Source organism: Hymenobacter sp. APR13 (genome assembly GCF_000737515.1).
In the GTDB taxonomy this organism is placed as follows: Bacteria; Bacteroidota; Bacteroidia; order Cytophagales; family Hymenobacteraceae; genus Hymenobacter.
Window position 1 is genome coordinate 2,409,447 of sequence record NZ_CP006587.1, and the last position, 21,192, is coordinate 2,430,638.

The window sequence follows — 21,192 nt, forward strand, 5'->3', positions numbered from 1 at the left end:
CCGCAGATAAAGCATAATCTTTGTCACATCGTCTGGATTATGCCTGTGCGCCGGCCAGTGATTTCTGCTCCTTTTCTTTCTTTTCTTCCACACACCTCTTTGCATGAAGCGTACTGGTATTCGTTTACTCACCTGGGGCACCCTGCTGACACTGGCTGCCGCTTGTTCGCAAGAAGAGTTGGTGGCGCCGCAGGCGCCATCGGCGGTGCAGGCTTCGGCCGATGCCACAGCCACGCGTGACAGCCACTTGGCGCTGGGCAACCCCAGCGGCGCGGTCACGGATGCTGCCCAATACTGGAATTACCTGTTGGTAAAACCGCAGTTTGTGATGTCGTACCACCGCGACCGGGCCGTGCCCAACTGGGTAAGCTGGCATCTGAGCAGCGCCTGGGTGGGCAGCACCCCGCGCCAGGATAACTTTGCGGCCGACAACAGCCTACCCAGCACATGGTTTAAGGCCACCACCAGCAGCTACACCGGTTCGGGCTTCGACCGGGGCCACAACTGCCCTAGCGCCGACCGCACCGGCTCCGTCGCCGATAATTCGGCCACGTTCCTGATGACCAACATGATGCCCCAGGCCGCCAACAACAACCAGCGCACCTGGGCCGGCCTCGAAAACTACTGCCGTACACTGGTGAATGCCGGCAACGAGCTTTACATCATCTGCGGGAGCTACGGCACCGGCGGCACCGGCGTCAATGGCTACGCCACCACCATTGCCGGCGGCAAAATCACGGTGCCCAACCGTTGCTGGAAAGTAGTTGTAGTGATGCCCAACGGCACCTCCGACGCCAGCCGCGTAACCACTGCCACCCGCGTAATTGCCATCAATACCCCCAACGACCAGTCCGTGGCCACCACCTGGGGCAGCTACCGCACCTCGGTGGATGCCATTGAGCAGGCTACCGGCTACAACCTGCTGTCGGCGGTGAGCAGCACGGTGCAGGCCACCATCGAGGCCCGCGTCGACAACGGCCCGACCAACTAGCGGCCCGGCTTCGTCCGGCTTCCGGTTTTGGATGTTTCGTACCCCGGCTAACACATGTTAGCCGGGGTACTTGCTTTCAGGGCAAATTTTGAACCTCAGGGAGTTAGCTGGCATATTAACATTTCATTATTCTGTGTTTTACCCAAACATCAGCCGCTTCCCTGTCGTACATTTGCAGTGAGTGAAGTAAGTGGAAAATGTGAAGGAGATGGAGAGCCGCGCTGCAACGCGGCTCTCTGCATTTACGGCCACCCCGGACAACCTTAACGGTTTGATAATAGGGGCATAACGAGCGGCTAATCTGTATTTCGGAGGTTTGGGTATTATGCCCGGGCAGTGCCGGGGGTTAGTTGGTTATCGCATGGAATTACAGCCGCATTCCTTCCCGTTCCCGTCGCCATTGCGCCGTTCGCGCGAGTTTCTGCGCCCTGTGTGGGAGCAGGTGGTGCAGCTGCGCAAGCTGCAGGAGCTGTATGCGCAAAGCAGCCACCTCAACGGGCTGGATTTCGTGGAGCAACTGTTGCGGCAGCTGCACATCACGGTGCGCTACGATGCGGCCGAGCTGCACCGGCTCCCGGCCACCGCTTTCGTGGCCATCGCCAATCATCCATGTGGGCTGCTTGATGGGCTGGTAGTGCTGCACGTGCTGGGTAAGGTGCGGCCGCAACTGCGGGCGGTAGCCAGCGAATTGCTGGCCCCACTGCTGCCTCGCCTGGCTGAGCAGCTGGTGCTGGTGAGCCCCGAGCGGCAGGCAGCTGGCCGCAACATTCCCGGCGTGCGCCAGATGCTGCGCCACCTGCACAATGATGTGCCCCTGCTGCTGTTTCCGGCCGGCGAGGTTGCGCACCGCTCGCAGCTGTTTGGGCCACCCCACGACCCCGCCTGGAATCCCACGGCCGGGCGGCTGTTGGCCATGGTGCGGGTGCCCGTGGTGCCGCTGTGGCTGAGTGGGCAGAACAGCACCACCTTCAGCATGTTGGGGCTGCTTCATCCGCTATTGCGCACGGCCCGGCTGCCGGCCGAGCTGCTCAACAAGCGCGGCCAGACCATTCAGGTGCGTATTGGCCGGCCGGTGGCGCCAGCCGAACTGGGCCGGCTGCCGGTTTCCGAGCAGCTTTCTTACCTGCGTGCCCGGGTATATGCCCTCGGCTCGACCCCAGAGCGGCGCTTTGCGGCGCTGCTGCCGCCTCTGCCCGTGCCGGCCGTGATAACCGAAACGCCGGCCGAGCTGCTGGAGGCCGATATAGCCGCGTTGCGCCCCGGCCGCTGCCTGGTGCGCCACGACCGTTGGGAAGTATATATGGCCAAGAAAGCGGAGCTGCCTCATGTACTGCGCGAAATAGGACGCCTACGCGAACTGACCTTCCGCAGTGAGGGCGAAGGCACCCAGCAACCTATCGATTTAGACCGATATGACGATTATTACCGGCACCTGTTTCTGTACGACCGCCAAAATCGGCAGCTGGTAGGGGCCTATCGGCTGGGGATGGGCCGGGCCATCCTGCGGCAGCACGGCCGCCGGGGCTTCTACCTGCACTCGCTGTTTCAGTTGAAAAAGGCGTTTGTGCCGGTGCTACGGCAGTCGCTGGAGCTGGGCCGCTCGTTTGTGCGCGCTGAGTACCAGCGCCAGCCTCTGCCGTTGGCACTGCTCTGGAAGGGCGTGGCCGAATACCTGGCCACGCATCCGGAATACCAATACCTGCTGGGCCCGGTCAGTATCAGCAACCGGTTCTCTATGGCTTCCAAGGCGGTGATGGTGGAATATCTGCAACGGCACTTTTTCGATGCAGGGCTGGCCCAGCACGTGCGGGCCCGCAAGCAGTTCCGCTACCGGCCGCTCGATGCCGCTGCCAGTCCAGCGCTGCTTCAGGCCGGCCTGGATGATTTGCAGCACCTGCAGCAATTGGTAAGTGGGCTGGAGCCGGGCGGCAGTGGCGTACCGGTGCTGCTGCGGCAGTACTTGAAGCAAAATGCCCGACTGTTGGGCTTCAACATAGACCCCCGCTTCAGCAACACCTTGGACGGGTTGCTGCTGCTGGATGCACGGAAACTGCCGGCCCGCACCCATCGGCTGCTGAGCCGCTATAACACGTCTATATAGAAGTATGGCGAGATAGAAGCCAACGCGCCTGTAGCGTAAGATCTATAGTGAATATGCTGAAAGTGCAAAAAAAACATAAGGCCGGATACGGGATGCAGCCACTAGCTGCACTCCGTATCCGGCCTTGAGGATAACCACTTCCGTAGCGTTGCCAGGCGAATGGGCTGTGTATTGCCAGCTGTTAGCAGCAGTTGCATCAGGAAAGGAGCAGGCAGACTTCTGTGATGCTATTCTATGCTCCCTTCGGCAGGCCGGCTATTCATAAACGAGCGGAAAGCCATGGCAATTTCGCTGGCCAAGGAAGTGGCCTGGGCCGTTACGCGGCGGTCGTTGTGAGTGCGGTCGTTGCTACGCTCGGTGGCCAGCTGCGCCACAAACTCGTCGAAGTTTACCGTTTCAGTGGGTTTGCTGGTGTCAGGCACCAACTGAAAACCGCCTACGCTGTAATCGTAGCCGGTTGGCAGCGCATGAAAAATGAATTCAAAGCGTACCGGCCGCTCTTTCATCTGACCGGAAGGAGTGGAGGTTTTCACGCTGGCGGTGCCTTCTACACGCACTTCACCTTTAGCGGCATCGGCGCGGGTTATGCTTTTGGGAGCATACGTAAAGTGGTTTTCCACCCATTCCGTTGCGCGTTTATAAAGGGCAGCTTTATCTGAGCTGTCATCAGGCACCCGTTCACTATAGCCAATCTGGCCATCCTGAGCGTGCACAGCCTGGCTAGCTGCCAGTAATCCGCCTAACAGAAACATGCGTACCAGTTTTTTCACGGAGTAGTTTTAAAGTGAAGTGGCGGATGCCGCAAAAATACAACTTGTCTTTGAGATTGAGTCAGGTAAAAATGATTGTGATTTTGTTAAGAATAGTCGGTGCGCACCATACTGTTGGTGGTTACCGAGAATTTTCTGCCCTACTAACTGACGTATCGGAGGTGATAGTAAGAAACAAGTATTTGGGGAAATATAACTTTTCTAATTCTGACGAATTAGGTGAGTTGTTGTGCGACTGACCGGTGAAAAGCTTATGGGTTGCACGTGTTCAGATTGAAGCAGACAGCTATGGTAACATGATAGATTAGAATGTATTGACAGTCAGGTGTATGATAAAAAATATAGAATATCGATTCTTGAAAGCAGGGAGCAGTACGCCGAGAATAGCAGGATATGTAATGGAAGAATATTTCTGATTCTATTTGGCGGCAATACGATGCGTTAGTACTTTTGCGACGTGCTTCAACTCAATCAAAATCATTTGATGAAGCGCGGGACTGAGCGAAACGCCGTCCTGCGAGATGACCGCAAGGTCGTTTCCCCTGTCGACTTTTTCGCTTTTAGTGGCTTTGCTGCTTTCACCGCTTCGGTTTTCGAGGCGGTTTTTTTGTGCCCAGCCGGTTCGGCTTGGTTGGCAAAACATAGCCAGGCACCTTCCCATTTTCTAATTCCTCACCTCGTACTGTCAACTACCACTTGAACGACACCACTACTCTCGCCCGGCAGATAGTAGCTGCCGCTCATGCTACCCCCTACAAAAGCTTCTGCAAGGAGATGAAAGCTGACGGCCACCCCTTGGTTTGGTTCATCCTTAGCCAGACTGACATCCGCCCCAATGCTCCTAGCCAGCCATGACAGCATCATCTAGTTGCCTTGTATCAGAGTGCCGGGCCTTACACCGGGCGCTTGGGTAGAAAGAATGCCGCGGCTGACCCGGCCGTACAACACCAGCGCAAACCCGAAAAACCCGGCTCCGGAGGCCGGGTAGGGGTGGCTCAACCAGCGGGGTGATGGAAGATCAGAGGGGATTCTGGCGTCAGTCAGTCCGTGGTTGACCACCCCGTTTCGGGTGGTATGTTTTTTTGAAGCCAGTCCTGACGAACAGCAGGGGAATTGCCCCCGCCGACCGATGGATTTTTCTATTTCTGAACCTATGCAACTCGGACAACTCACATTGCGCAACCCGGTATGTCTGTCGGCCGCTGCCTGGCAGCTGGAAGGCACCGGCTACGAGCGGCTGGGGGCCATCTTCACCCGCACCGTGACCATGGAGCCCAAGCCCGGGCTCTATGAGGAAGGCATCTGGCAGGTAAACGAGCAGACGCTGCTCAACGCCACCCACATGCGCACCGAAAGCGCCGAGATTCTGGTGCAGGAGCACTTGCCCGCGCTGTGCCGCTTCGGGGTGCCGGTTTTTGTGAGCATCACGGCCCCGGGTATTCCCGGCTTCCGCAAAATTGCCCGCTTCCTGGCCCGCGAAGTGGGCCACCTGATTGCCGGCGTGGAAGTCTACATTGCCCAGCCCGACACCGAGAAAGGCGAGGAGCTGACCGCCCGCTTCGTGCGCGAGGCCACCCAGGCCGTGCGCAACGAGCTGCCGCCGCAGGCTGCCGTGGTGGTGAAGCTGCCGCCCTGGCCCGAGCACATCCGCAGTCTGGCCCTGGGGGCCCAGGAGGGCGGGGCCACTGCCCTGGCTGCTACCAACCTGCTCAAGGCCCTGCACCTGCCCGACGACGCTACCGCCGCGCCCGTGGTGGGCGGCCTCTCGGGCGAGGCCCTGCGCCCCGTGGCCCTGCGCTGCGTGTGGGAGCTGGCCCACGATTCCAGAATTACGCTGCCCATCTTCGGGACGGGCGGCATATTTACGGCCAGCCACGTGACGGACTACCTGCGCTGCGGGGCCTCGGCCGTGCAGATTGCCAGCGGCGAGTGGCTGGAGCCCGGCCTCTCGGCCCGCCTGGCTGCCGAGTGCGGGCACTTAGTTCCGGCCAGCCTATAATACGAAGTTTTACTTCGCAAATCGTCCGCGCCGCTGGGCTGAAATAGTTGCTTTCCACTCTCGTTTAACGTTCCGCGAAGTGAAATTTCGCGCTACATCCCACCCCGCCCATGCAAACCCTCCTGAACCGAGTACAAGCCGCCCACACGCTGCTCTGCGTGGGGCTCGACCCCGTGGGCGACGATGCCCAGGTAGCCCGCCGCCTGGCTGAGGTGATTGACCAGACCAGCGAGTACGCCGCCGCCTTCAAGCCCAACCTGGCCTTCTTCCTGAGCCGGGAAAACGGGGTGCAGCTGCTGCGCGAAACCGTGCAGCGCGTACCGGAGGGTATTCCGGTAATCCTGGACGGGAAGTTCGGCGACATTGCCAACACCGCCGACCACTACGCCCGCTTCGCCTACGACATCATCGGGGCCGACGGCGTGACGGTGAACCCCTACATGGGCGACGACGCCATAGTGCCCTTCGCCCGGCCCGGCAAGCTGGTGTTTGCGCTGGCCAAAACCTCCAACAAACCCGCCCACTCCTTGCAGGACGTGGCCCTCACCCGCGGCGGCTCCCTGGCCGACTGCGCCGCCCGCGTAGCCCGGCAGCTCGATGAGCAGCACGGCGGTATTGGGCTAGTGGTAGGCGCTACCAACCCCGAGGCCGTAGCCCGCCTGCGTGCCCTCTGCCCCAACCAGTGGTTCCTGGTGCCCGGCGTAGGCGCCCAGGGCGGCGACTTGGCCGCCACGCTACGCGCCGGCCTGCGCCCCGATGGCACCGGCCTGCTCATCAACACCTCCCGCGCCCTCTGGCAGGCCACGGATGCCGCCGCTGCCGCCCGAGAACTGGTGGAGCAAATGAATCATTTGCGGCCGGTGACGGTGTAATCTACATCAGGCATGGTGCCAGCAGCTAGCTCTGAGTCATTCCGAGGGAGATTCAACGTAATAGACAGCTTTGCTATTCCGCGACGCAATGAGTTCTATCTGATAGGGCAGATTGCAGAAGGAACACTGCAGGAAGGATGGTATGCTCGTATTCCGCTGAATGGCGCGCTGGCATTAGCAATGAAGATCGAACGGATTGAGTATGCTTTGATGAAAGCACGGGAAGAATATCCAGTGCTGGTCATTGCCGCCGACGCTGAGGAAGTGGACTTACTACTGTCACTTTCAATTGGCTCTGAGTCAATCATTATTTCCACTGAAGGACCCGAATAAACAGTTAATGACTTCCCCCCACACCACCAATTTCACCCCCGAAACCCTGGAGCAGCAGCTGTTGCAGGAAGATGCGCTGCTGCGCGGGCACTTCCGGCTGTCGTCGGGCCTGCATTCTGATACCTACGTGCAGTGCGCCCGGTTCCTGCGCCGCCCCGACTTGGCCGCGCCGGCCGCGGCCGAGCTGGCCCGTCGGATTCAGGAGGCCGGGTTGCAGCCCGACGTGGTGGTGGGCCCGGCCATGGGCGGCGTAGTGATTGGCTACGAGCTGGCCCGGCAGCTGGGCGTGCCCGGCATCTTCACGGAGCGCGACGACGCGGGGCAGATGACCCTGCGGCGCGGCTTCACCATCGAGCCCGGCCAGAAAATTATCATTGCCGAGGACGTGGTGACTACCGGCAAGAGCACCAACGAGGTAGCGCGGGTACTGACGAGCCTGGGGGCAAAAGTTTTGGCCGTGGCCAGTTTAATTGACCGCACCAGTGGGAAAGCTGACCTTTCTTTTCCGAACTTTGCCCTGCTGCCGGTAACGGCGGCTACCTACGCACCCGATGAGTGCCCGTTGTGCCGGGCAAACATTCCGGTGGTGAAACCGGGCAGTCGGCCCGATAAAGCGTTTTCTTAAACCTACCGACGGCGGCAACCGGCTCCGCGGCAAGGCATTTTCGGCGTACCCCGGGCGGGTATGCTTCCTCACGATGGCAATTTCGCCAGGCGTGGGAAACCCGAAAAATAGACAAACCTCCCTCTTTTGGAATCTCCCCAAAGAACCATACAGCTGCTGCTTAAGCCCGGCCAACACGACGGCGAGGGCCAGCGCGTAGCCGAAGCGGCCCACCGCCACCTCGGCCTGCACACCGGCCGCGTGCAAAGCACCGCCCTCTACACGGTGCGCTACCCCCTCACCGACCAGCAGTTGCGCGACTTCGCCACCCACTGCCTCCAAGATCCGGTGCTGCACGAGGTAGCCCTCGACGAGTTCCGCCACGGCGCCCACTACCAGAGCTACATCCTCGTAGCCAAGCTGCCCGGCGTCACCGACGACGAAGGCATTTCGGCCCAGAACGCCCTCGGCGACTTCCTCAACGAGCCGCTCGATACCCATACTCAGCACATCTTCTCGAAACGGCTTTACTTCCTTGAGGAAGCCCTGCCCGAAAGTAGTCTGCGCCAGCTTGCGCAGGAGCTGCTGGGCAACAAGCTCATCAACCGCTTCGAAGTCGGCCCCATTGCCCAGATCCGCGACTACACGCCGCGGCCGGGCGGTGGGGCCGAATCTGTTACGGAGACGGTGCGCCTGGTGGACCTCTCGGACGAGGAGCTGTTGAAGCTCTCCAAAGACAACCTCTACGCCCTGAACCTGGAGGAAATGCGCGCCGTGCGCGACCATTACACCAGCATCCGGGAAGAGCGCCAAGCCGCCGGCCTGCCCCAGGACCCGACGGATTGCGAGCTGGAAATCATTGCCCAGACGTGGTCGGAGCACTGCAAGCACAAGGAGTTTTCGGCCCTGATCAAGTACAAGGACGTTGATACGGGTGAGGAGTTTGAAGTAGACTCGCTGTTCAAAACCTATATCAAAGACGCCACCGCCGAGGTGGACCGCCAGCTGCGCGCCAACGGCAACGACTGGCTGATTAAGGTGTTCTCGGACAACGCCGGGGCCGTGCGCATCAACCCCGAGTCGTTGTTTGTGTGGAAGGTGGAAACCCACAACTCACCCTCGGCCATCGACCCCTACGGCGGGGCTATTACCGGCATTCTGGGCAACAACCGCGACCCGCTGGCTACCGGCATCGGGGGCGCGCGGCTCCTGTTCAACACCAACGTACTGTGCTTCGGCAACCCCGAGTTCAACGGCACCCTGCTGAGCAACCAGCTGCACCCGCGCCGCATTTTTGAGGGCGTGCGCAAGGGCATCGAGGACGGCGGCAACAAGTCGGGCGTGCCCACCGTGAACGGCAGCATCGTGTTCGACGACCGGTACGCTGGCAAGCCGCTGGTGTACTGCGGCACCGGCGCCGTGATGCCCATGCAGCTGGCCGGGCTCGATTCGTGGGAGAAGAACATCGATGCCCAGGACCGCATCATCATGGCCGGCGGCCGGGTGGGCAAAGACGGCATCCACGGCGCTACCTTCAGCAGCATTGAGCTGGACGAAACCTCGCCCGCCACGGCCGTGCAAATTGGCTCGCCCATCACCCAGAAGCTGGCCATGGATTTCCTGCTGCTGGCCACGCGCCGCGGCCTTATCAAGTGCAGCACCGACAACGGCGCGGGTGGCCTCTCTTCGAGCATCGGCGAGCTGGCAACCATCAGCGGCGGGGCCGTGGTGGAGCTGGAGCGCGTGCCGCTGAAGTACCCCGGTCTGCGGCCCTGGGAAATCTTCGTTTCGGAGTCGCAGGAGCGGTTTTCGCTGGCCGTGGAGCCCGCTAAGCTGGACGAGCTGCTGGCCCTGGGCCGGGAAATGGAAGTGGAACTGACCGACATCGGCTACTTCACCGCCGACGGCTACCTCGATGTACGCTTCGCCGGCGAGCCGGTGGCCCACCTGGATATGCACTTCCTGCACGATGGCGTGCCGCGTAAAGTGCTGGAAGCGGAGTGGAGCAAGCCCACGGCGCAGGAGCCCGCGCTGGCCCCTGCCTCCGACTACACCGACGCCCTGACCCGCCTGCTGGGCAGCCTCAACATCTGCTCCCGCGAGTCGGTGATTCGGCAGTACGACCACGAGGTGAAGGGCCGCACCATCATCAAGCCCCTGATGGGCGCTACCGGCCAGGCTCCGCAGGATGCGGCCGTGGTGCGCTTCAACTTCGAGAGCTGGGAAGGCGTGGCCGTGAGCAACGGCATTCTGCCCCGCTTCGGTGATTTGGACGCCTACCACATGTCGGCCGGCGCGTTTGATGAGGCCGTGCGCCAGATCGTGGCCGTGGGCGGCAAGCTGCCCAACCTGAGCTATGGCGACGGCAACTTCTGGTCCGTCAACGACAACTTCTGCGTGCCCGACTCGGTGTACGACGCCGTGGGCAACCCCGATGGCAAGCACAAGCTGGCCAAGCTGGTGCGCATGTGCCAGGCACTGCGCGACGCCACGGCGGCCTACTGCATCCCGCTGACTTCGGGCAAGGATTCGATGAAAAACGACTTCAAGGCCGACGGCGTGAAGATTTCGGTGCCGCCCACGGTGCTGTACTCCATGACCGCCAAGCTGGACGACGTGCGCCGCACCATCACCTCCGACTTCAAGCAGGCCGACGACATGGTGTACCTGCTGGGCGAGACCTACGACGAACTGGGCGGCTCGGAGTTCTACCAGCTCTTCGGCGAGTTGGGTGCTAACGTGCCCCAAGTGCGTTTCGAGCAGGCCAAAGCGCTCTATGTCCTGATGGGCGAAGCCAACGACCAGGGCCTGATCCAGAGCTGCCACGACCTGTCGGACGGCGGGCTGGCGGTGGCGCTGGCCGAGGCCACGTTTGGCCACGGCTTCGGGGCCGAGGTGGAGCTGCCGGAGGGCCTGCCGGTGCACGTGCAGCTGTTTTCGGAGTCGCACTCCCGCTTTGTGGCCACGGTGGCCCCCGAGGATGTGGTAGCCTTCGAGCAGCACTTCGGCGGGCGCGCCACGCGCCTGGGCCGGGTAACGCCGAACGGGCAGCTGACGGTGCGCCACGGCGGCCAGACAGTCGTTTCGGCCAGCACGGCGGCGTTGCGCCACAAGTGGACCAACGGTCCGGTAAACCGCATTATCGGCTTCGGCCACCCCGAAACCGCGCATTAATCATGGAACAGACTCCCCAACTGCCGGACCAGCACACGCCCCCGCGCCCCCAGCACGACGACCCCGGCCACGAAGTGGTAACCCGGGAAGGCGAAATCGTGCTGCCAGGCTTCAAAAGCGTAGACCCCGGCCACGAATCCGCCGAGCCCCTGAAAAGCAAAACCGAACAGTCCGAAAAACAAGCCACGAACAACGAAAAACGAGTTCGGGCGCTTATCCTGACCGGTTTTGGTATCAACTGCGAGGAAGAATTTGCTGCCGCCTACCGGCTGGTAGGGGCCGAGGCCACCATCGTGCATCTGAACCAGGTGCTGCACGGCCACGTGAGCATCCACGACTTCGACATCCTGAACTTCCCCGGCGGCTTCAGCTTCGGCGACGACCTGGGCTCGGGCGTGGTGCTGGCTAACAAGCTGCGCTACCGCCGCAACGCCGAGGGCCGCACGCTGCTCGACGATATCAAGGAGTTTGTGGCCGGCGGCAAGCACGTGCTGGGCATCTGCAACGGCTTCCAAGTGCTGGTGAAGCTGGGCCTGCTGCCCGACCTGAGCGGCACCGTAAAGCCTGAAGTAACCCTCACGCACAACGCCTCGGGCCGCTACGAGGACCGTTGGGTGAAGCTCACCGTCAACCCCCGCGCTACCACGCCCTTCCTGAAGGGCCTGACGACGCTGGAAGTGCCCGTGCGCCACGGCGAAGGCCGCCTTATCATCCAGGACGAGGCCACCCGCGCCGCCATTGAGGCCCGCGGCCTGAACTGCCTCACCTACGCCGACTTCGACGGGGCCCCCACCGACGTGTACCCTTTCAACCCCAACGGCGCCGACCTCAACTGCGCCGGCCTGACCGATACCACCGGCCGCGTATTCGGCCTGATGCCCCACCCCGAGGCTTTCCTCTCGCTCTACAACCACCCCGACTGGGCCCGGCGCAAGCGCGCAACTCTCGGCCTGAGTGAGGAGGGCGACGGGGTGTGGCTGTTCCGCAATATTGTGGAGCATGTGCAGGCCCAGGCCACGGCCGCCGCGGCTCCGTCGGTGTCGCACGAGTTTTCATCCTAACGCACCCATCAGCTGCCGGCCTGGCCGGTGGATATTGACTTCAGAATGAATACCCTCAACCACTTCGAAACGCCTCAGCTCGAACTCCTGCACCGGGGGAAAGTCCGTGACTCGTTCCGCGCCCCGTCGGGTGAGCGGCTGATTGTGGTTACCGACCGCCTGTCGGCCTTCGACTCGGTGCTGGAAACGCCCGTAGCGCACAAAGGGGCCGTGCTCAACGGGCTGGCGGCGTTCTGGTTCGAAAAAACCCGACACATCATCCCCAACCACGTCATCAGCCTGCCCGACCCCAACGTGACGCTGGCCCAGGAGGCTGAGCCCATCCGGGTGGAGATGGTGGTGCGCCACTACCTCACCGGCTCCATGTGGCGCGGCTACCAGCAGGGGCAGCGCAGCTTCTCAGGCGTAACCGTTCCCGACGGCCTGACCAAGCATCAGCAGTTCCCCGAGCCCATCGTAACGCCCACCACCAAGGAGGAATCGGACCGGGAGATTACGCCCGAGAATCTGGTGGCCGAAGGCTGGGTGACGGCCGAGCTCTACGAGCAGATGCGAGTGAAGGCCCTGGAGCTGTTCAACTTTGCCTCCCAATGGATGGCCGAGCGCGGCATCATTCTGGTCGATACCAAGTATGAGTTCGGGCTACGGAACGGGGAGCTGCTGCTGATTGACGAAATCCACACGCCCGACTCGTCGCGCTTCTGGAGCGCCGACGACTACGCCCGCAACCCCGAGGCCGCCGAGCAGATGGACAAGGAGTACGTGCGCCAGTGGCTGATTGCCCACAAGCAGGACGGCCAGTACCCCCGCGCCCTCACGCCCGAAGTTTCGGCCGAGGCCACCCGCCGCTACCTCGATATCTACGAGCGTATCACCGGCGCGCCGCTGCCCACCACCTCCGACGACGATATGCAGACCCGCATGGTGAGCAACCTAGTGCGCGCCGGTATCATCCAAGAAGCTATTTAGCATGGAAGCCTCGCAGGCAAGACAGTTGATAGATTCTTACCTCGATGCCTACAATTGCTTCGAGGTGGAAGGTATGCTTGCTTGTCTACATCCAGAGGTCATTTTTGAGAATATAGAGGAAGGCGTCGTAACACTTCGTATTGAGGGAAAGGATGCTTTTGAATCCAGAGCTGCTGAGACACTAGAGTGGTTTATGGAGCGAATTCAGCACGTCACTGCTTTTCAGTTCCAAGATGACCGGGCAGTAGCGGACATATGGTATTCCGCCATGACGGCTATTGAACTGCCAAATGGTGTAAAACCTGGCACCACATTCCAGCTTGTCGGCCAATCCATATTTACGTTTCGCGACGGACTCATAGCTTCCATCACCGACATCAGTTAGAACAACTCTGCGCACCTCTGCGAAACCTTCTGCGCCCTCTGCGGGAACCAACACTAGAACGACACCGTGACAAATTCAAAATCCATAGTACTCCTCGGCGGCGGGGCCCGTGAACACGCCATGGCGTGGAAACTGACCCGCGACGGCGCCACCGTGCACGTGCTGCCCGGCAACGCCGGCATTCCGAACAGCCACCCCCACATCAGCGCCACCGATTTCCCGGCCATCCAGGCTTTCTGCCAGAAGCACGGCGTGAAGCTGGTGGTAGTAGGCCCCGAAGCCCCGCTGGCGGCGGGCGTCACCGACTTCTTCCAGGGCTCCGACATTCGGGTGTTCGGGCCAGGCCGGGCGGGCGCTACGCTGGAAAGCTCCAAGGTGTGGAGCAAGGATTTCATGCGCCGCCACGGCGTGGCCACGGCTATGTCGTGGCAGTTCCGCAGTGATAAAATGGACGCTGCCCGCGCCAAAGCCACCGAGCTGAACGGCGACGTGGTGGTGAAGTTTGATGGGCTGGCCGCTGGCAAAGGCGTGTACGTGTGCTCCTCGGTAGAAGAAGCCCACGCCGCCCTCGACGACCTGGCCCGCCTGCACAGCGGCTGGTTCAGCTTCCTGCTCGAAGAAAAGCTCACCGGCCCCGAAATCAGCATCATCGGCATCACCGACGGCAACCGCATCCGGCTGCTCAGCCCTTCCCAGGACCACAAGCAGCTGCTGGCCGGCGACCAGGGCCCCAACACCGGCGGCATGGGCGCCTACTGCCCCGTGCCCTTCTGTGACGACAACGTGCTGGCCGCCATCCGCACCGACATTGTAGACCCCACCCTGCGTGGCCTGCAAAACGAGCAGTTCGATTTCAACGGCTTTCTGTACTTCGGTATCATGCTCACGCCTCAGGGCCCCAAGCTGCTCGAGTACAACACTCGCCTCGGCGACCCCGAAGCCGAAGTGCTGCTGCCTGCCCTGGAAAGCAGCCTGCTGGAGCTTATTGAGGCCACCCTCGACGGTACGCTGCAGCAAACAGTAGTGCGCCAGCGGCGCGGCCACTACGTGGGCGTGGTGCTGGCCTCGGGCGGCTACCCCACCGCCAGCTTCCCCACCGGTTTCCCCATCACCGGCCTCGACCAGCTGCACCCCAGCATCCTGGCTTTCCACGGCGCCACCAAGCGCACGGAAAACGGTGAGCTGGTGACCAACGGCGGCCGGGTGCTGGTGCTGGTGGGCCACGGCGAGGAGCTGGAGGACGCCGTGCAGCACGTGTACCGCGAAGCAGAAAAAGTGAACTTCCAGGATGTATACATCCGCACCGACATCGGCCAGCGGCCGGAACCGACCCTTGCAGGAAACTGGTAACCATAGCACCCACAAAGCGCGCCTGGCCATTCTGCTGTCGGGCCGGGGCTCCAACATGGTGGCCTTGGTAAACGCCGTGCAACACGGCGTGCTGCAGGACCTGGCCGAAGTAGCCGTGGTGTTCAGCAACGTGCCCGACGCGCCCGGGCTGGCCACGGCCGCCGCCCTGGGCTGCCCCACCGCCAGCCGCAGCAGCCAGGGCCGCAAGCGGGCCGAGTTCGACGCGGAGGTGGTGGAGGTACTGCGCCAGTACCAGCCCGATTACGTGGTGCTGGCCGGCTACATGCGGATTCTGTCGCCCACGTTCATCCGGGCGTTTGCGGGCCGCATCCTCAACATTCACCCCGCCGACACCCACCAGCATCAGGGCCTGCACGCCTACGAATGGGCCTTCGACAACCGCCTGCCCGAAACTAAAATCACGGTGCACCTGGTGGACGAAGGCCTCGACACCGGACCTATTCTGGCCCAGCACCCGGTTGACCTGCGCGGGGCCGATACCCTGGCCGAGGTAGAGCGCCGCGGCCTGGCCGTGGAGCACCGCGTATATGCCGAAACCCTGGCGCAGCTGATCAAGAATCAACTGCCAGAAATGTCAGTTCCTCAAGCGGCTGCTTCAACCGTTCATTCAACGCCATTGCCGTCTGGCTCCCCCTCTCTGCCGGAGAGGGGGCCGGGGGGTGAGGCGTCACAGTAAACCACCCCACCCACCACCCCCAGCGGCCTGCCAACGGGCAACTGACAACTGACAACTCAACATGTGCGGAATAGTAGGTTTTTACGGTCCTGATGACGTTGCGCACGATATCGTGTTCGGCCTCACCGCGCTCCAGCACCGCGGCCAGGATGCCGCCGGCATTGCCACCTTCGACGACAACTTCCACCTCTGCAAGGGCAACGGGCTCATCTCCGACGTGTTCCGCCCCAAGCAGCTCAAGAAGCTGAAGGGCAACATCGGCATCGGGCACGCCCGCTACACCACCCAGGGCTCCGGCGACGCCGAACTGGCCCAGCCGTTTACCACCAGCTACCCGTTTGGGCTGTCGATGGTGCACAACGGCAACGTCATCAACTTCCGCTCGGCCGCCAAGCGCCTGCATGAGAAGTACCACGTGCTGCCCAAAACCAGCAACGACCTGGAGCTCATCATGTACACCTTCGCCTCGGAGCTGCGCCTGAAAAACCTCGACAACCTCTCGGTTATCGATATTTTCGACGCCGTGGAGACGACGCAGGAGCTGGTGAAAGGGGCCTACGCGACCATCACCATCATTGCCGGCCACGGTCTGCTGGCCTTCAACGACCCGCTGGGCATCCGGCCGCTGGTGCTGGGCCGCCGCGAAACCGAGCGCGGCCCCGTCTTCGCCTTCGCCTCCGAAAGCACCTGCTTTGATTACCTGGGGTTTGAATTCGTGGAAAACGTAGGCCCGGGCCAGGCCATCTTCATCGACCAGAACTTTCAGGTGCACTACAAAAACCCGCAGCAGCAGCCCAAGGCCTTCTGCGTGTTCGAGCACATCTACTTCGCCCGCGAAGATTCCACCATCCACGGCCGCCTGGTGGCCCGCGAGCGGGTGCGCCTGGGCAAGATGCTGGCCAAAAAGGTTATCGAGTCGGGTATTCAGCCGGATATGGTGATTGACGTGCCGTCGTCGGGGTACTTCTCGGCGTCGGGGCTGGCCGAGGCCATTGGCGTGCCCTACCGCCGGGCCTTGGTGAAGAACAACCACATGGGCCGCTCCTTCATCGTGAGCAGTCAGGCCGGCCGCGAGGATATCGTGAAGAAAAAGCTGAATCCCATCCGCGAGTTCGTGGAAGGCAAAAAGGTGGCCGTGGTCGACGACAGCATCGTGCGCGGCACCACCTCGCGGCGCATCGTGCGCATCCTGCGCGAGGCCGGAGCCGCCGAGGTGTACTTCATCAGCAGCGCCCCGCCTATTATTGCGCCCTGCATCTACGGCATCGATATGGCCATGAGCACCGAGCTGATTGCGGCCAACTACACGGAGGAGGAAATCTGCCGCTACATTGAGGCCGACAAGGTGATTTACCAGTCGGTGGAGGACTTGCAGGCGCTGTTTTCGGAGGAGAAAGGCCACGGCGGCAGCTGCTTCGCCTGCTTCACCGGCCAGTATCCCACCGGCGACGTGACCAAGTACCTGCGCCACATCCAGGAAGAACGCCAGAGCCACCGCTCCGACAAAAAAGGCTCCGACGTCATTCCGTCTGTCAGCGCCAAAGCCCCCGAGCCGACTGAGCATTAACAGCCCACAGACTCGATTGCACGGTGTAGAGACGCAATATTTTGCGTCTCATCGTTGAACGACCAGTACCGCGCAGTCCAAACAACATCAGCAATGCCGAGACGCAAAATATTGCGTCTCTACTCCCTCTGCCATGAGCCAGACTTCCGCCGATACCAATTTCAAAGCCACCGCCGGCTACTCCATCGAAGAAGGCAACGCCGCTTCCAAGAACGCCTACCACTGGGCCCAGAAAACCTTCAGCACCCGCGCGGGCAAGCCCGGCGAGCCGGCTCAGAACCTGGCCGGCGGCTTCTCCAACGAAATCCGCTTCGGGGCGGAGCGGCTGGGTATCGGCTCCGACGGCATCGGGACCAAAATTGAGGTGGCCGAGCGCCTGGACCGCTACGACACGCTGGGCTACGACCTGATTGCCATGGTGGCCGACGACCTCATCGTGGCCGGCTTCGTGCCCACCAACCTTTCCAACATCATCGACGTGAACACGCTCAACTACGAGGTAGTAGATGAGCTCATGCGCGGCCTGCACGATGCGGCTCAGTTCAGCCAGATTGCGGTAACGGGCGGCGAAATTGCCGAGCTGGGTAACCGCATCGGCGGCTACCCCGGCGCCAAGATGAACTTCAACTGGTGCTCCACGGCCGTAGGCGTGCTACACCCGAGCCTGGAGCGCCCCCTGAGCGGGGCAAACGTGCGCGCCGGCCAGGCCGTGGTGGCCCTGCACTCGCCCTCCTTCCGATCCAACGGCTACTCCCTGGCCCGCCGCGCCCTCACCAAAGCCTTCGGCGACAAATGGCACGAAGCTCCTTTCGGGGAATTAGTACTTAGTAATGAAGAATTAGGAATTGGTGGTTCGGAGGGGAACAACGACCAACTAACAACGGCCAACGCCAAAACCTGGGGTGAGGTGATGCTGGCGCCCTCGCTCATCTTCTCGCCGGGCGTAGCGGCGGTACTCGATGCAGGTCTGCCCTTGCACGCGGCGGCGCACATCACCGGCGGCGGCATTGCCGATAACTTCAAGCGGGTGCTCAAGAACGGAGTAGGGGCCGAGCTACACAACCTGTTCGAGCCCCTGCCCGCCATGCAGCAGCTGGCCGAGCTGGCCGGCATCACGCCCCAGGAAGCCTACCTCTACTGGAACATGGGCAACGGCATGCTGCTCGTAACTGAGCCTGAGCAGGCCGAGGCCGTAGCCGAAACTCTGCGCACCCAGGGCTACCAGGCCCAGGTAGCCGGCCGCATTACCCCCGAGCCCGGCGTGACGCTGCGCGTGGAAGCCGGCGAGCTGCGCTACGATGGGTAGAACTGATGTGTCCTCTCGAATGGCAGGAGCCTTGGCAGGAACTGACTGAAACAGACCAGACCAGATTTGAAGCTGAGTTGCGGAAGGAGTTGGGTCCGACTCATCCATTGTTTGGCATCGAAGCAAACGCTGTCGGCAAGAGTAGCGCCAGTGACGACGTACTTTTTCAACTTCAGGGCACTGAGGCAAGCTATGTGCTGGTTCGCCTGACCTGGACCGGGGGCTGTGACGCCAATGGTGTATGGCCCACCCACGAGTTCTACCATAGTTGGCAGGACTTTGTAACTCACCGAATGCAGCACGATGCTTTTGGCTACGCTGAATAAGCAGAGCGGCCCTTCGATCATATCGAAGGGCCGCTCTGCTTATGGATTCGTGGTGTGGCTACGCTGGCTCGATATCGAACCCGGCTTGCGACACGGCTTTCATCACCTGTTCGGCAATGGGGTTGGCGCCTTCCACGGTCAGGATTTTGGCGGGGTTGTCGGTGTCCACGCGCCATGTTTCCACGGTGGGTTCGGCGTCGAGGAAGGGCGTGACGGCGCGCAGGCAGTTGGCGCAGTTGATGCTGGTTTTGAACTGAAGAGTAGGCATACGGGAAGGGGAGTTTTGGCTGTTGCCGCTGCTACGCAAAAGCAGCCGGCAACGAGGAATGTGCTGCTACAACAACGTAGCGGGAGTAAAAGTAGCCGCCACCTGCGGTTGGGCAAGTATAGGCTTAGGCGTGCGGTGTGCAGCATTTTGCCGTATTTCGTGGCGCAGGCTACACATTTCGGCACTATGGATAAGAAAGAATTCTGGCAAATCATTGAGGCCGCCAAAACGGCCGCCCACGGCGACCAGCAGCGGCAGGAAGCCGCCCTCATTAGGCACCTAGCTCAGCTGGAGCCGGAGCAGATTGTTGGGTTTGAATGCCGCCTGCGCGAGTATCTGCTGGAAGCCGACCACTTCCACATCATGGCCGCCCAGAAAATCATCGACGGCTACGTTTCCGACGACCCCTATCTGTACTTCCGGTGCTGGCTGATCGGGCAGGGCGAAACCGTCTTCACCAACGCCCTGCAGAACGCCGACTCCCTGGCCAGCGTGATGGATGAAGGCTACCAGAACTTCGAGGAACTGCTATACGTGGCTACCAAGGCCTTCGAGCAGCGCACCGGCAAAACCGAGGAAGACGACACCTTCCCGCGCAACGTAGCAAGCACCCAGGGGCTAGACTATGACCTTGGTTCCGAAACCAAAGGCGAAGACTGGACCGAAAGCCAGCTACCTAAGCTTCTGCCGAAGCTGTGGAAGAAGTTTGGCGTGGCGTAGAGACGTGACACTTCGCGTCTTTCTGTTGAACGGTTCGGAGTCGCGCAGCAAACCGTGGAAATGGCTGAAAAGCAATAGCACGTCATGCTTCGCTGCGCTCTGCATGATGTTCAGCTCGTTTTCGAAACGCATCCAAACAGTCTCAACAACGAGGAGACGCGAAGTGTCGCGTCTCTACAGCAGCCGTGGCGGTTACCCCAGCCGCACCGGGCGCTTATCCAGAATCAGCTTGGTGCGGAACGTGTTCAGCGACTCTTCCAGGCCCACGGGGTAGGTGTGGGGGTTGAGGAAGCGGCGGATGCTGGGGTCGAGGCTCAGGACCTGGCGCTGGGCGTGGGCGCGGCTTTCCTGCAGGGTGGGCAGCGTGTGCACCAACTCGCCCCGGCGGAAAATGGGCTCCAGCAGCTCGCGGTACGGGGCCTCGGGGCGCACGGCGCGGCGGCGGGTGGCGTCCAGCGGGTCTACTAGCGTGAGCTGCTCGGGCAACGGCTCGGCCACATTGTAGAGCATATCGGCGCGGGGCTGGCCTTTGTCGGTTTCGTAGCGGCGCACCTGCAGAATGCCGGGAATGCTGGTTTTGGCCAGCTGCTCCGAGAGCTTGATGGTGAAGTCCCAGCCCGAATCGTCGGGTTTGCGCAGGGCGGCCAGCTTGTACACGCCTCCCAGCGCCGGCTGGTCGTAGGCCGTGACCAGCTGCGTGCCGATGCCCCAGGTGTCGATTTTAGCGCCCTGCTGCTTGAGGCTGGTGATGAGGTTTTCCTCCAGGTCGTTGCTGGCTACGATGCGCACGTTGTTGAACCCAGCCTCGTTGAGCAGGGCGCGGGCTTCGCGGCTGAGGTAGGCCAGGTCGCCGGAATCCAGCCGGATGCCGCCCAGCTCGTGGCCGTTGGCGCGCATCTCGCGGGCCACCTTGATGGCGTGGCGCACGCCTTCCAGTGTGTCGTAAGTGTCTACCAGAAACACCGAGTCATCGGGGAAGGCCTTGGCGTAGGCGGTGAAGGCAGTTTCCTCGTCCTCGAAGGCCATGACCCAGCTGTGAGCGTGGGTGCCCTTCACTGGAATACCGAAGCGCTGCCCGGCCAGCACGTTGCTGGTGGCATCGGCCCCGCCCAGGTAGGCGGCACGGCTGGCGCTCAGGCCGCCGTCTACGCCCTGGGCGCGGCGCAGGCCAAATTCCAGCACCGTATCGGAGCCGGCGGCCTCGCGGATGCGGGCGGCCTTGGTGGCAATCAGCGTCTGGAAGTTTACCAGCGTGAGCAGGGCCGTTTCCACCAGCTGGGCCTGTAGCAGCGGCCCCTGCACCCGAATTAGCGGCTCGTTGCCGAACACCACCGTTCCCTCCGCAATAGCGTCCACGTCGCAGGTAAACTTCAGTTCGCGCAGGTACTGCAGAAACTCGGCCGGGAACATGGACCCGCCCTTGCTGCTGCGGAGGCTGCCCAGGTACACGAGGTCGTCCTCCGAAAACTGCAGGTTCTGCAGATAATCGACGGCGTAGGCGAGGCCGGCGGCCACGGCGTAGCCGCCCTGGAAGGGGGCCTTGCGGAAATACAGGTGAAACACGGCCTCGCGGTCCTGTAAGCCCTGCTGCCAGTAGCCGTAGGCCATGGTAACCTGGTAGAGGTCGGTGAGGAGGCTGAGGGAGGGCGCGTACAGGCCGGAAAGCGGGGCTGAGTTCATGCGGGCAACGGTTGAGATG

18 protein-coding genes are annotated in these 21,192 nt (G+C 61.8%); 15 read left to right on the forward strand and 3 right to left on the reverse strand.

Features of this window, described 5'->3' with window-relative positions:
- Positions 1-103: 103 nt before the first annotated feature.
- Together N008_RS10055 and N008_RS10060 are read left to right on the forward strand one after the other, a co-directional pair.
- A complete protein-coding gene (locus N008_RS10055) occupies positions 104-991 on the forward strand; it encodes a DNA/RNA non-specific endonuclease (protein WP_071884512.1) in 888 nt (295 codons plus the stop codon).
- Between the two features lie 361 nt (positions 992-1,352).
- Positions 1,353-3,092: a lysophospholipid acyltransferase family protein gene (locus N008_RS10060; protein WP_044015698.1), complete on the forward strand. Its 1,740-nt coding sequence runs from the start codon at positions 1,353-1,355 to the stop codon at positions 3,090-3,092.
- Between the two features lie 227 nt (positions 3,093-3,319).
- On the opposite strand, the gene N008_RS10065 is transcribed toward N008_RS10060, so the two are convergent.
- On the reverse strand, positions 3,320-3,862 hold the full coding sequence (locus tag N008_RS10065) for a DUF4468 domain-containing protein (RefSeq protein ID WP_081910724.1): 543 nt from the start codon (positions 3,860-3,862) through the stop codon (positions 3,320-3,322).
- Between the two features lie 1,153 nt (positions 3,863-5,015).
- Here N008_RS10065 and N008_RS10070 point away from each other — a divergent pair.
- From N008_RS10070 to N008_RS10120, 12 genes are all read left to right on the forward strand, one after another.
- Positions 5,016-5,861, forward strand: coding sequence for a dihydroorotate dehydrogenase (locus N008_RS10070; RefSeq protein WP_197062984.1), 846 nt, complete (start codon positions 5,016-5,018; stop codon positions 5,859-5,861).
- Between the two features lie 110 nt (positions 5,862-5,971).
- A complete protein-coding gene (gene pyrF / locus N008_RS10075) occupies positions 5,972-6,733 on the forward strand; it encodes an orotidine-5'-phosphate decarboxylase (RefSeq protein ID WP_044015704.1) in 762 nt (253 codons plus the stop codon).
- Positions 6,734-6,745: 12 nt separating this feature from the next.
- Positions 6,746-7,066, forward strand: a complete 321-nt coding sequence (locus N008_RS23125; protein WP_156109196.1) for a hypothetical protein — start codon at positions 6,746-6,748, stop codon at positions 7,064-7,066.
- 7 nt (positions 7,067-7,073) lie between these two features.
- Complete coding sequence (gene pyrE / locus N008_RS10080; protein WP_044015706.1) at positions 7,074-7,691, forward strand: orotate phosphoribosyltransferase; 618 nt, start codon at positions 7,074-7,076, stop codon at positions 7,689-7,691.
- 126 nt (positions 7,692-7,817) lie between these two features.
- Positions 7,818-10,844 carry a phosphoribosylformylglycinamidine synthase subunit PurL gene (locus N008_RS10085; protein WP_044015714.1) on the forward strand — a complete coding sequence of 1,009 codons (3,027 nt, stop codon included), beginning with the start codon at positions 7,818-7,820 and terminating at the stop codon, positions 10,842-10,844.
- Positions 10,845-10,846: 2 nt separating this feature from the next.
- The gene (locus N008_RS10090) at positions 10,847-11,905 is read left to right on the forward strand and encodes a phosphoribosylformylglycinamidine synthase subunit PurQ (protein ID WP_081910726.1); all 1,059 of its coding nucleotides are present in this window, start codon (positions 10,847-10,849) and stop codon (positions 11,903-11,905) included.
- A gap of 45 nt (positions 11,906-11,950) precedes the next feature.
- Positions 11,951-12,874, forward strand: coding sequence for a phosphoribosylaminoimidazolesuccinocarboxamide synthase (locus tag N008_RS10095; protein WP_044015716.1), 924 nt, complete (start codon positions 11,951-11,953; stop codon positions 12,872-12,874).
- Between the two features lies 1 nt (position 12,875).
- The gene (locus N008_RS10100) at positions 12,876-13,259 is read left to right on the forward strand and encodes a nuclear transport factor 2 family protein (protein ID WP_044015718.1); all 384 of its coding nucleotides are present in this window, start codon (positions 12,876-12,878) and stop codon (positions 13,257-13,259) included.
- A 66-nt stretch (positions 13,260-13,325) separates the two neighbouring features.
- Entirely contained in the window at positions 13,326-14,609 is a 1,284-nt protein-coding gene (purD, locus tag N008_RS10105; protein WP_044015720.1) for a phosphoribosylamine--glycine ligase, read from the forward strand.
- Positions 14,593-15,306: a phosphoribosylglycinamide formyltransferase gene (purN, locus tag N008_RS10110; protein ID WP_231569811.1), complete on the forward strand. Its 714-nt coding sequence runs from the start codon at positions 14,593-14,595 to the stop codon at positions 15,304-15,306. The genes purD and purN overlap by 17 nt, the downstream gene beginning before the upstream one ends.
- A gap of 61 nt (positions 15,307-15,367) precedes the next feature.
- Complete coding sequence (purF, locus tag N008_RS10115; protein WP_044015722.1) at positions 15,368-16,873, forward strand: amidophosphoribosyltransferase; 1,506 nt, start codon at positions 15,368-15,370, stop codon at positions 16,871-16,873.
- Between the two features lie 133 nt (positions 16,874-17,006).
- A complete protein-coding gene (locus N008_RS10120; RefSeq protein ID WP_044015725.1) occupies positions 17,007-18,179 on the forward strand; it encodes an AIR synthase-related protein in 1,173 nt (390 codons plus the stop codon).
- Between the two features lie 384 nt (positions 18,180-18,563).
- Here the strand turns inward: N008_RS10120 and N008_RS10130 are convergent, their stop codons facing one another.
- Positions 18,564-18,773 carry a heavy-metal-associated domain-containing protein gene (locus tag N008_RS10130; protein WP_044015727.1) on the reverse strand — a complete coding sequence of 70 codons (210 nt, stop codon included), beginning with the start codon at positions 18,771-18,773 and terminating at the stop codon, positions 18,564-18,566.
- A gap of 186 nt (positions 18,774-18,959) precedes the next feature.
- Between N008_RS10130 and N008_RS10135 the strand changes: the two genes are divergently transcribed.
- Complete coding sequence (locus N008_RS10135) at positions 18,960-19,493, forward strand: DUF4240 domain-containing protein (RefSeq protein WP_052381412.1); 534 nt, start codon at positions 18,960-18,962, stop codon at positions 19,491-19,493.
- Positions 19,494-19,685: 192 nt separating this feature from the next.
- Here the strand turns inward: N008_RS10135 and N008_RS10140 are convergent, their stop codons facing one another.
- Positions 19,686-21,173, reverse strand: a complete 1,488-nt coding sequence (locus N008_RS10140) for a nicotinate phosphoribosyltransferase (RefSeq protein WP_044015729.1) — start codon at positions 21,171-21,173, stop codon at positions 19,686-19,688.
- Positions 21,174-21,192 lie beyond the last annotated feature (19 nt).

What these genes read in the sequence shown, in the direction of transcription:
- N008_RS10055 (WP_071884512.1), top strand. Translation starts at nt 104, where the DNA reads ATGAAGCGTACTGGTATTCGTTTACTCACCTGGGGCACCCTGCTGACA.
- N008_RS10060 (WP_044015698.1), top strand. Translation starts at nt 1,353, where the DNA reads ATGGAATTACAGCCGCATTCCTTCCCGTTCCCGTCGCCATTGCGCCGT.
- N008_RS10070 (WP_197062984.1), top strand. Translation starts at nt 5,016, where the DNA reads ATGCAACTCGGACAACTCACATTGCGCAACCCGGTATGTCTGTCGGCC.
- pyrF (WP_044015704.1), top strand. Translation starts at nt 5,972, where the DNA reads ATGCAAACCCTCCTGAACCGAGTACAAGCCGCCCACACGCTGCTCTGC.
- N008_RS23125 (WP_156109196.1), top strand. Translation starts at nt 6,746, where the DNA reads ATGGTGCCAGCAGCTAGCTCTGAGTCATTCCGAGGGAGATTCAACGTA.
- pyrE (WP_044015706.1), top strand. Translation starts at nt 7,074, where the DNA reads ATGACTTCCCCCCACACCACCAATTTCACCCCCGAAACCCTGGAGCAG.
- N008_RS10090 (WP_081910726.1), top strand. Translation starts at nt 10,847, where the DNA reads ATGGAACAGACTCCCCAACTGCCGGACCAGCACACGCCCCCGCGCCCC.
- N008_RS10095 (WP_044015716.1), top strand. Translation starts at nt 11,951, where the DNA reads ATGAATACCCTCAACCACTTCGAAACGCCTCAGCTCGAACTCCTGCAC.
- N008_RS10100 (WP_044015718.1), top strand. Translation starts at nt 12,876, where the DNA reads ATGGAAGCCTCGCAGGCAAGACAGTTGATAGATTCTTACCTCGATGCC.
- purF (WP_044015722.1), top strand. Translation starts at nt 15,368, where the DNA reads ATGTGCGGAATAGTAGGTTTTTACGGTCCTGATGACGTTGCGCACGAT.
- N008_RS10120 (WP_044015725.1), top strand. Translation starts at nt 17,007, where the DNA reads ATGAGCCAGACTTCCGCCGATACCAATTTCAAAGCCACCGCCGGCTAC.
- N008_RS10130 (WP_044015727.1), bottom strand. Translation starts at nt 18,773, where the DNA reads ATGCCTACTCTTCAGTTCAAAACCAGCATCAACTGCGCCAACTGCCTG.
- N008_RS10135 (WP_052381412.1), top strand. Translation starts at nt 18,960, where the DNA reads ATGGATAAGAAAGAATTCTGGCAAATCATTGAGGCCGCCAAAACGGCC.
- N008_RS10140 (WP_044015729.1), bottom strand. Translation starts at nt 21,173, where the DNA reads ATGAACTCAGCCCCGCTTTCCGGCCTGTACGCGCCCTCCCTCAGCCTC.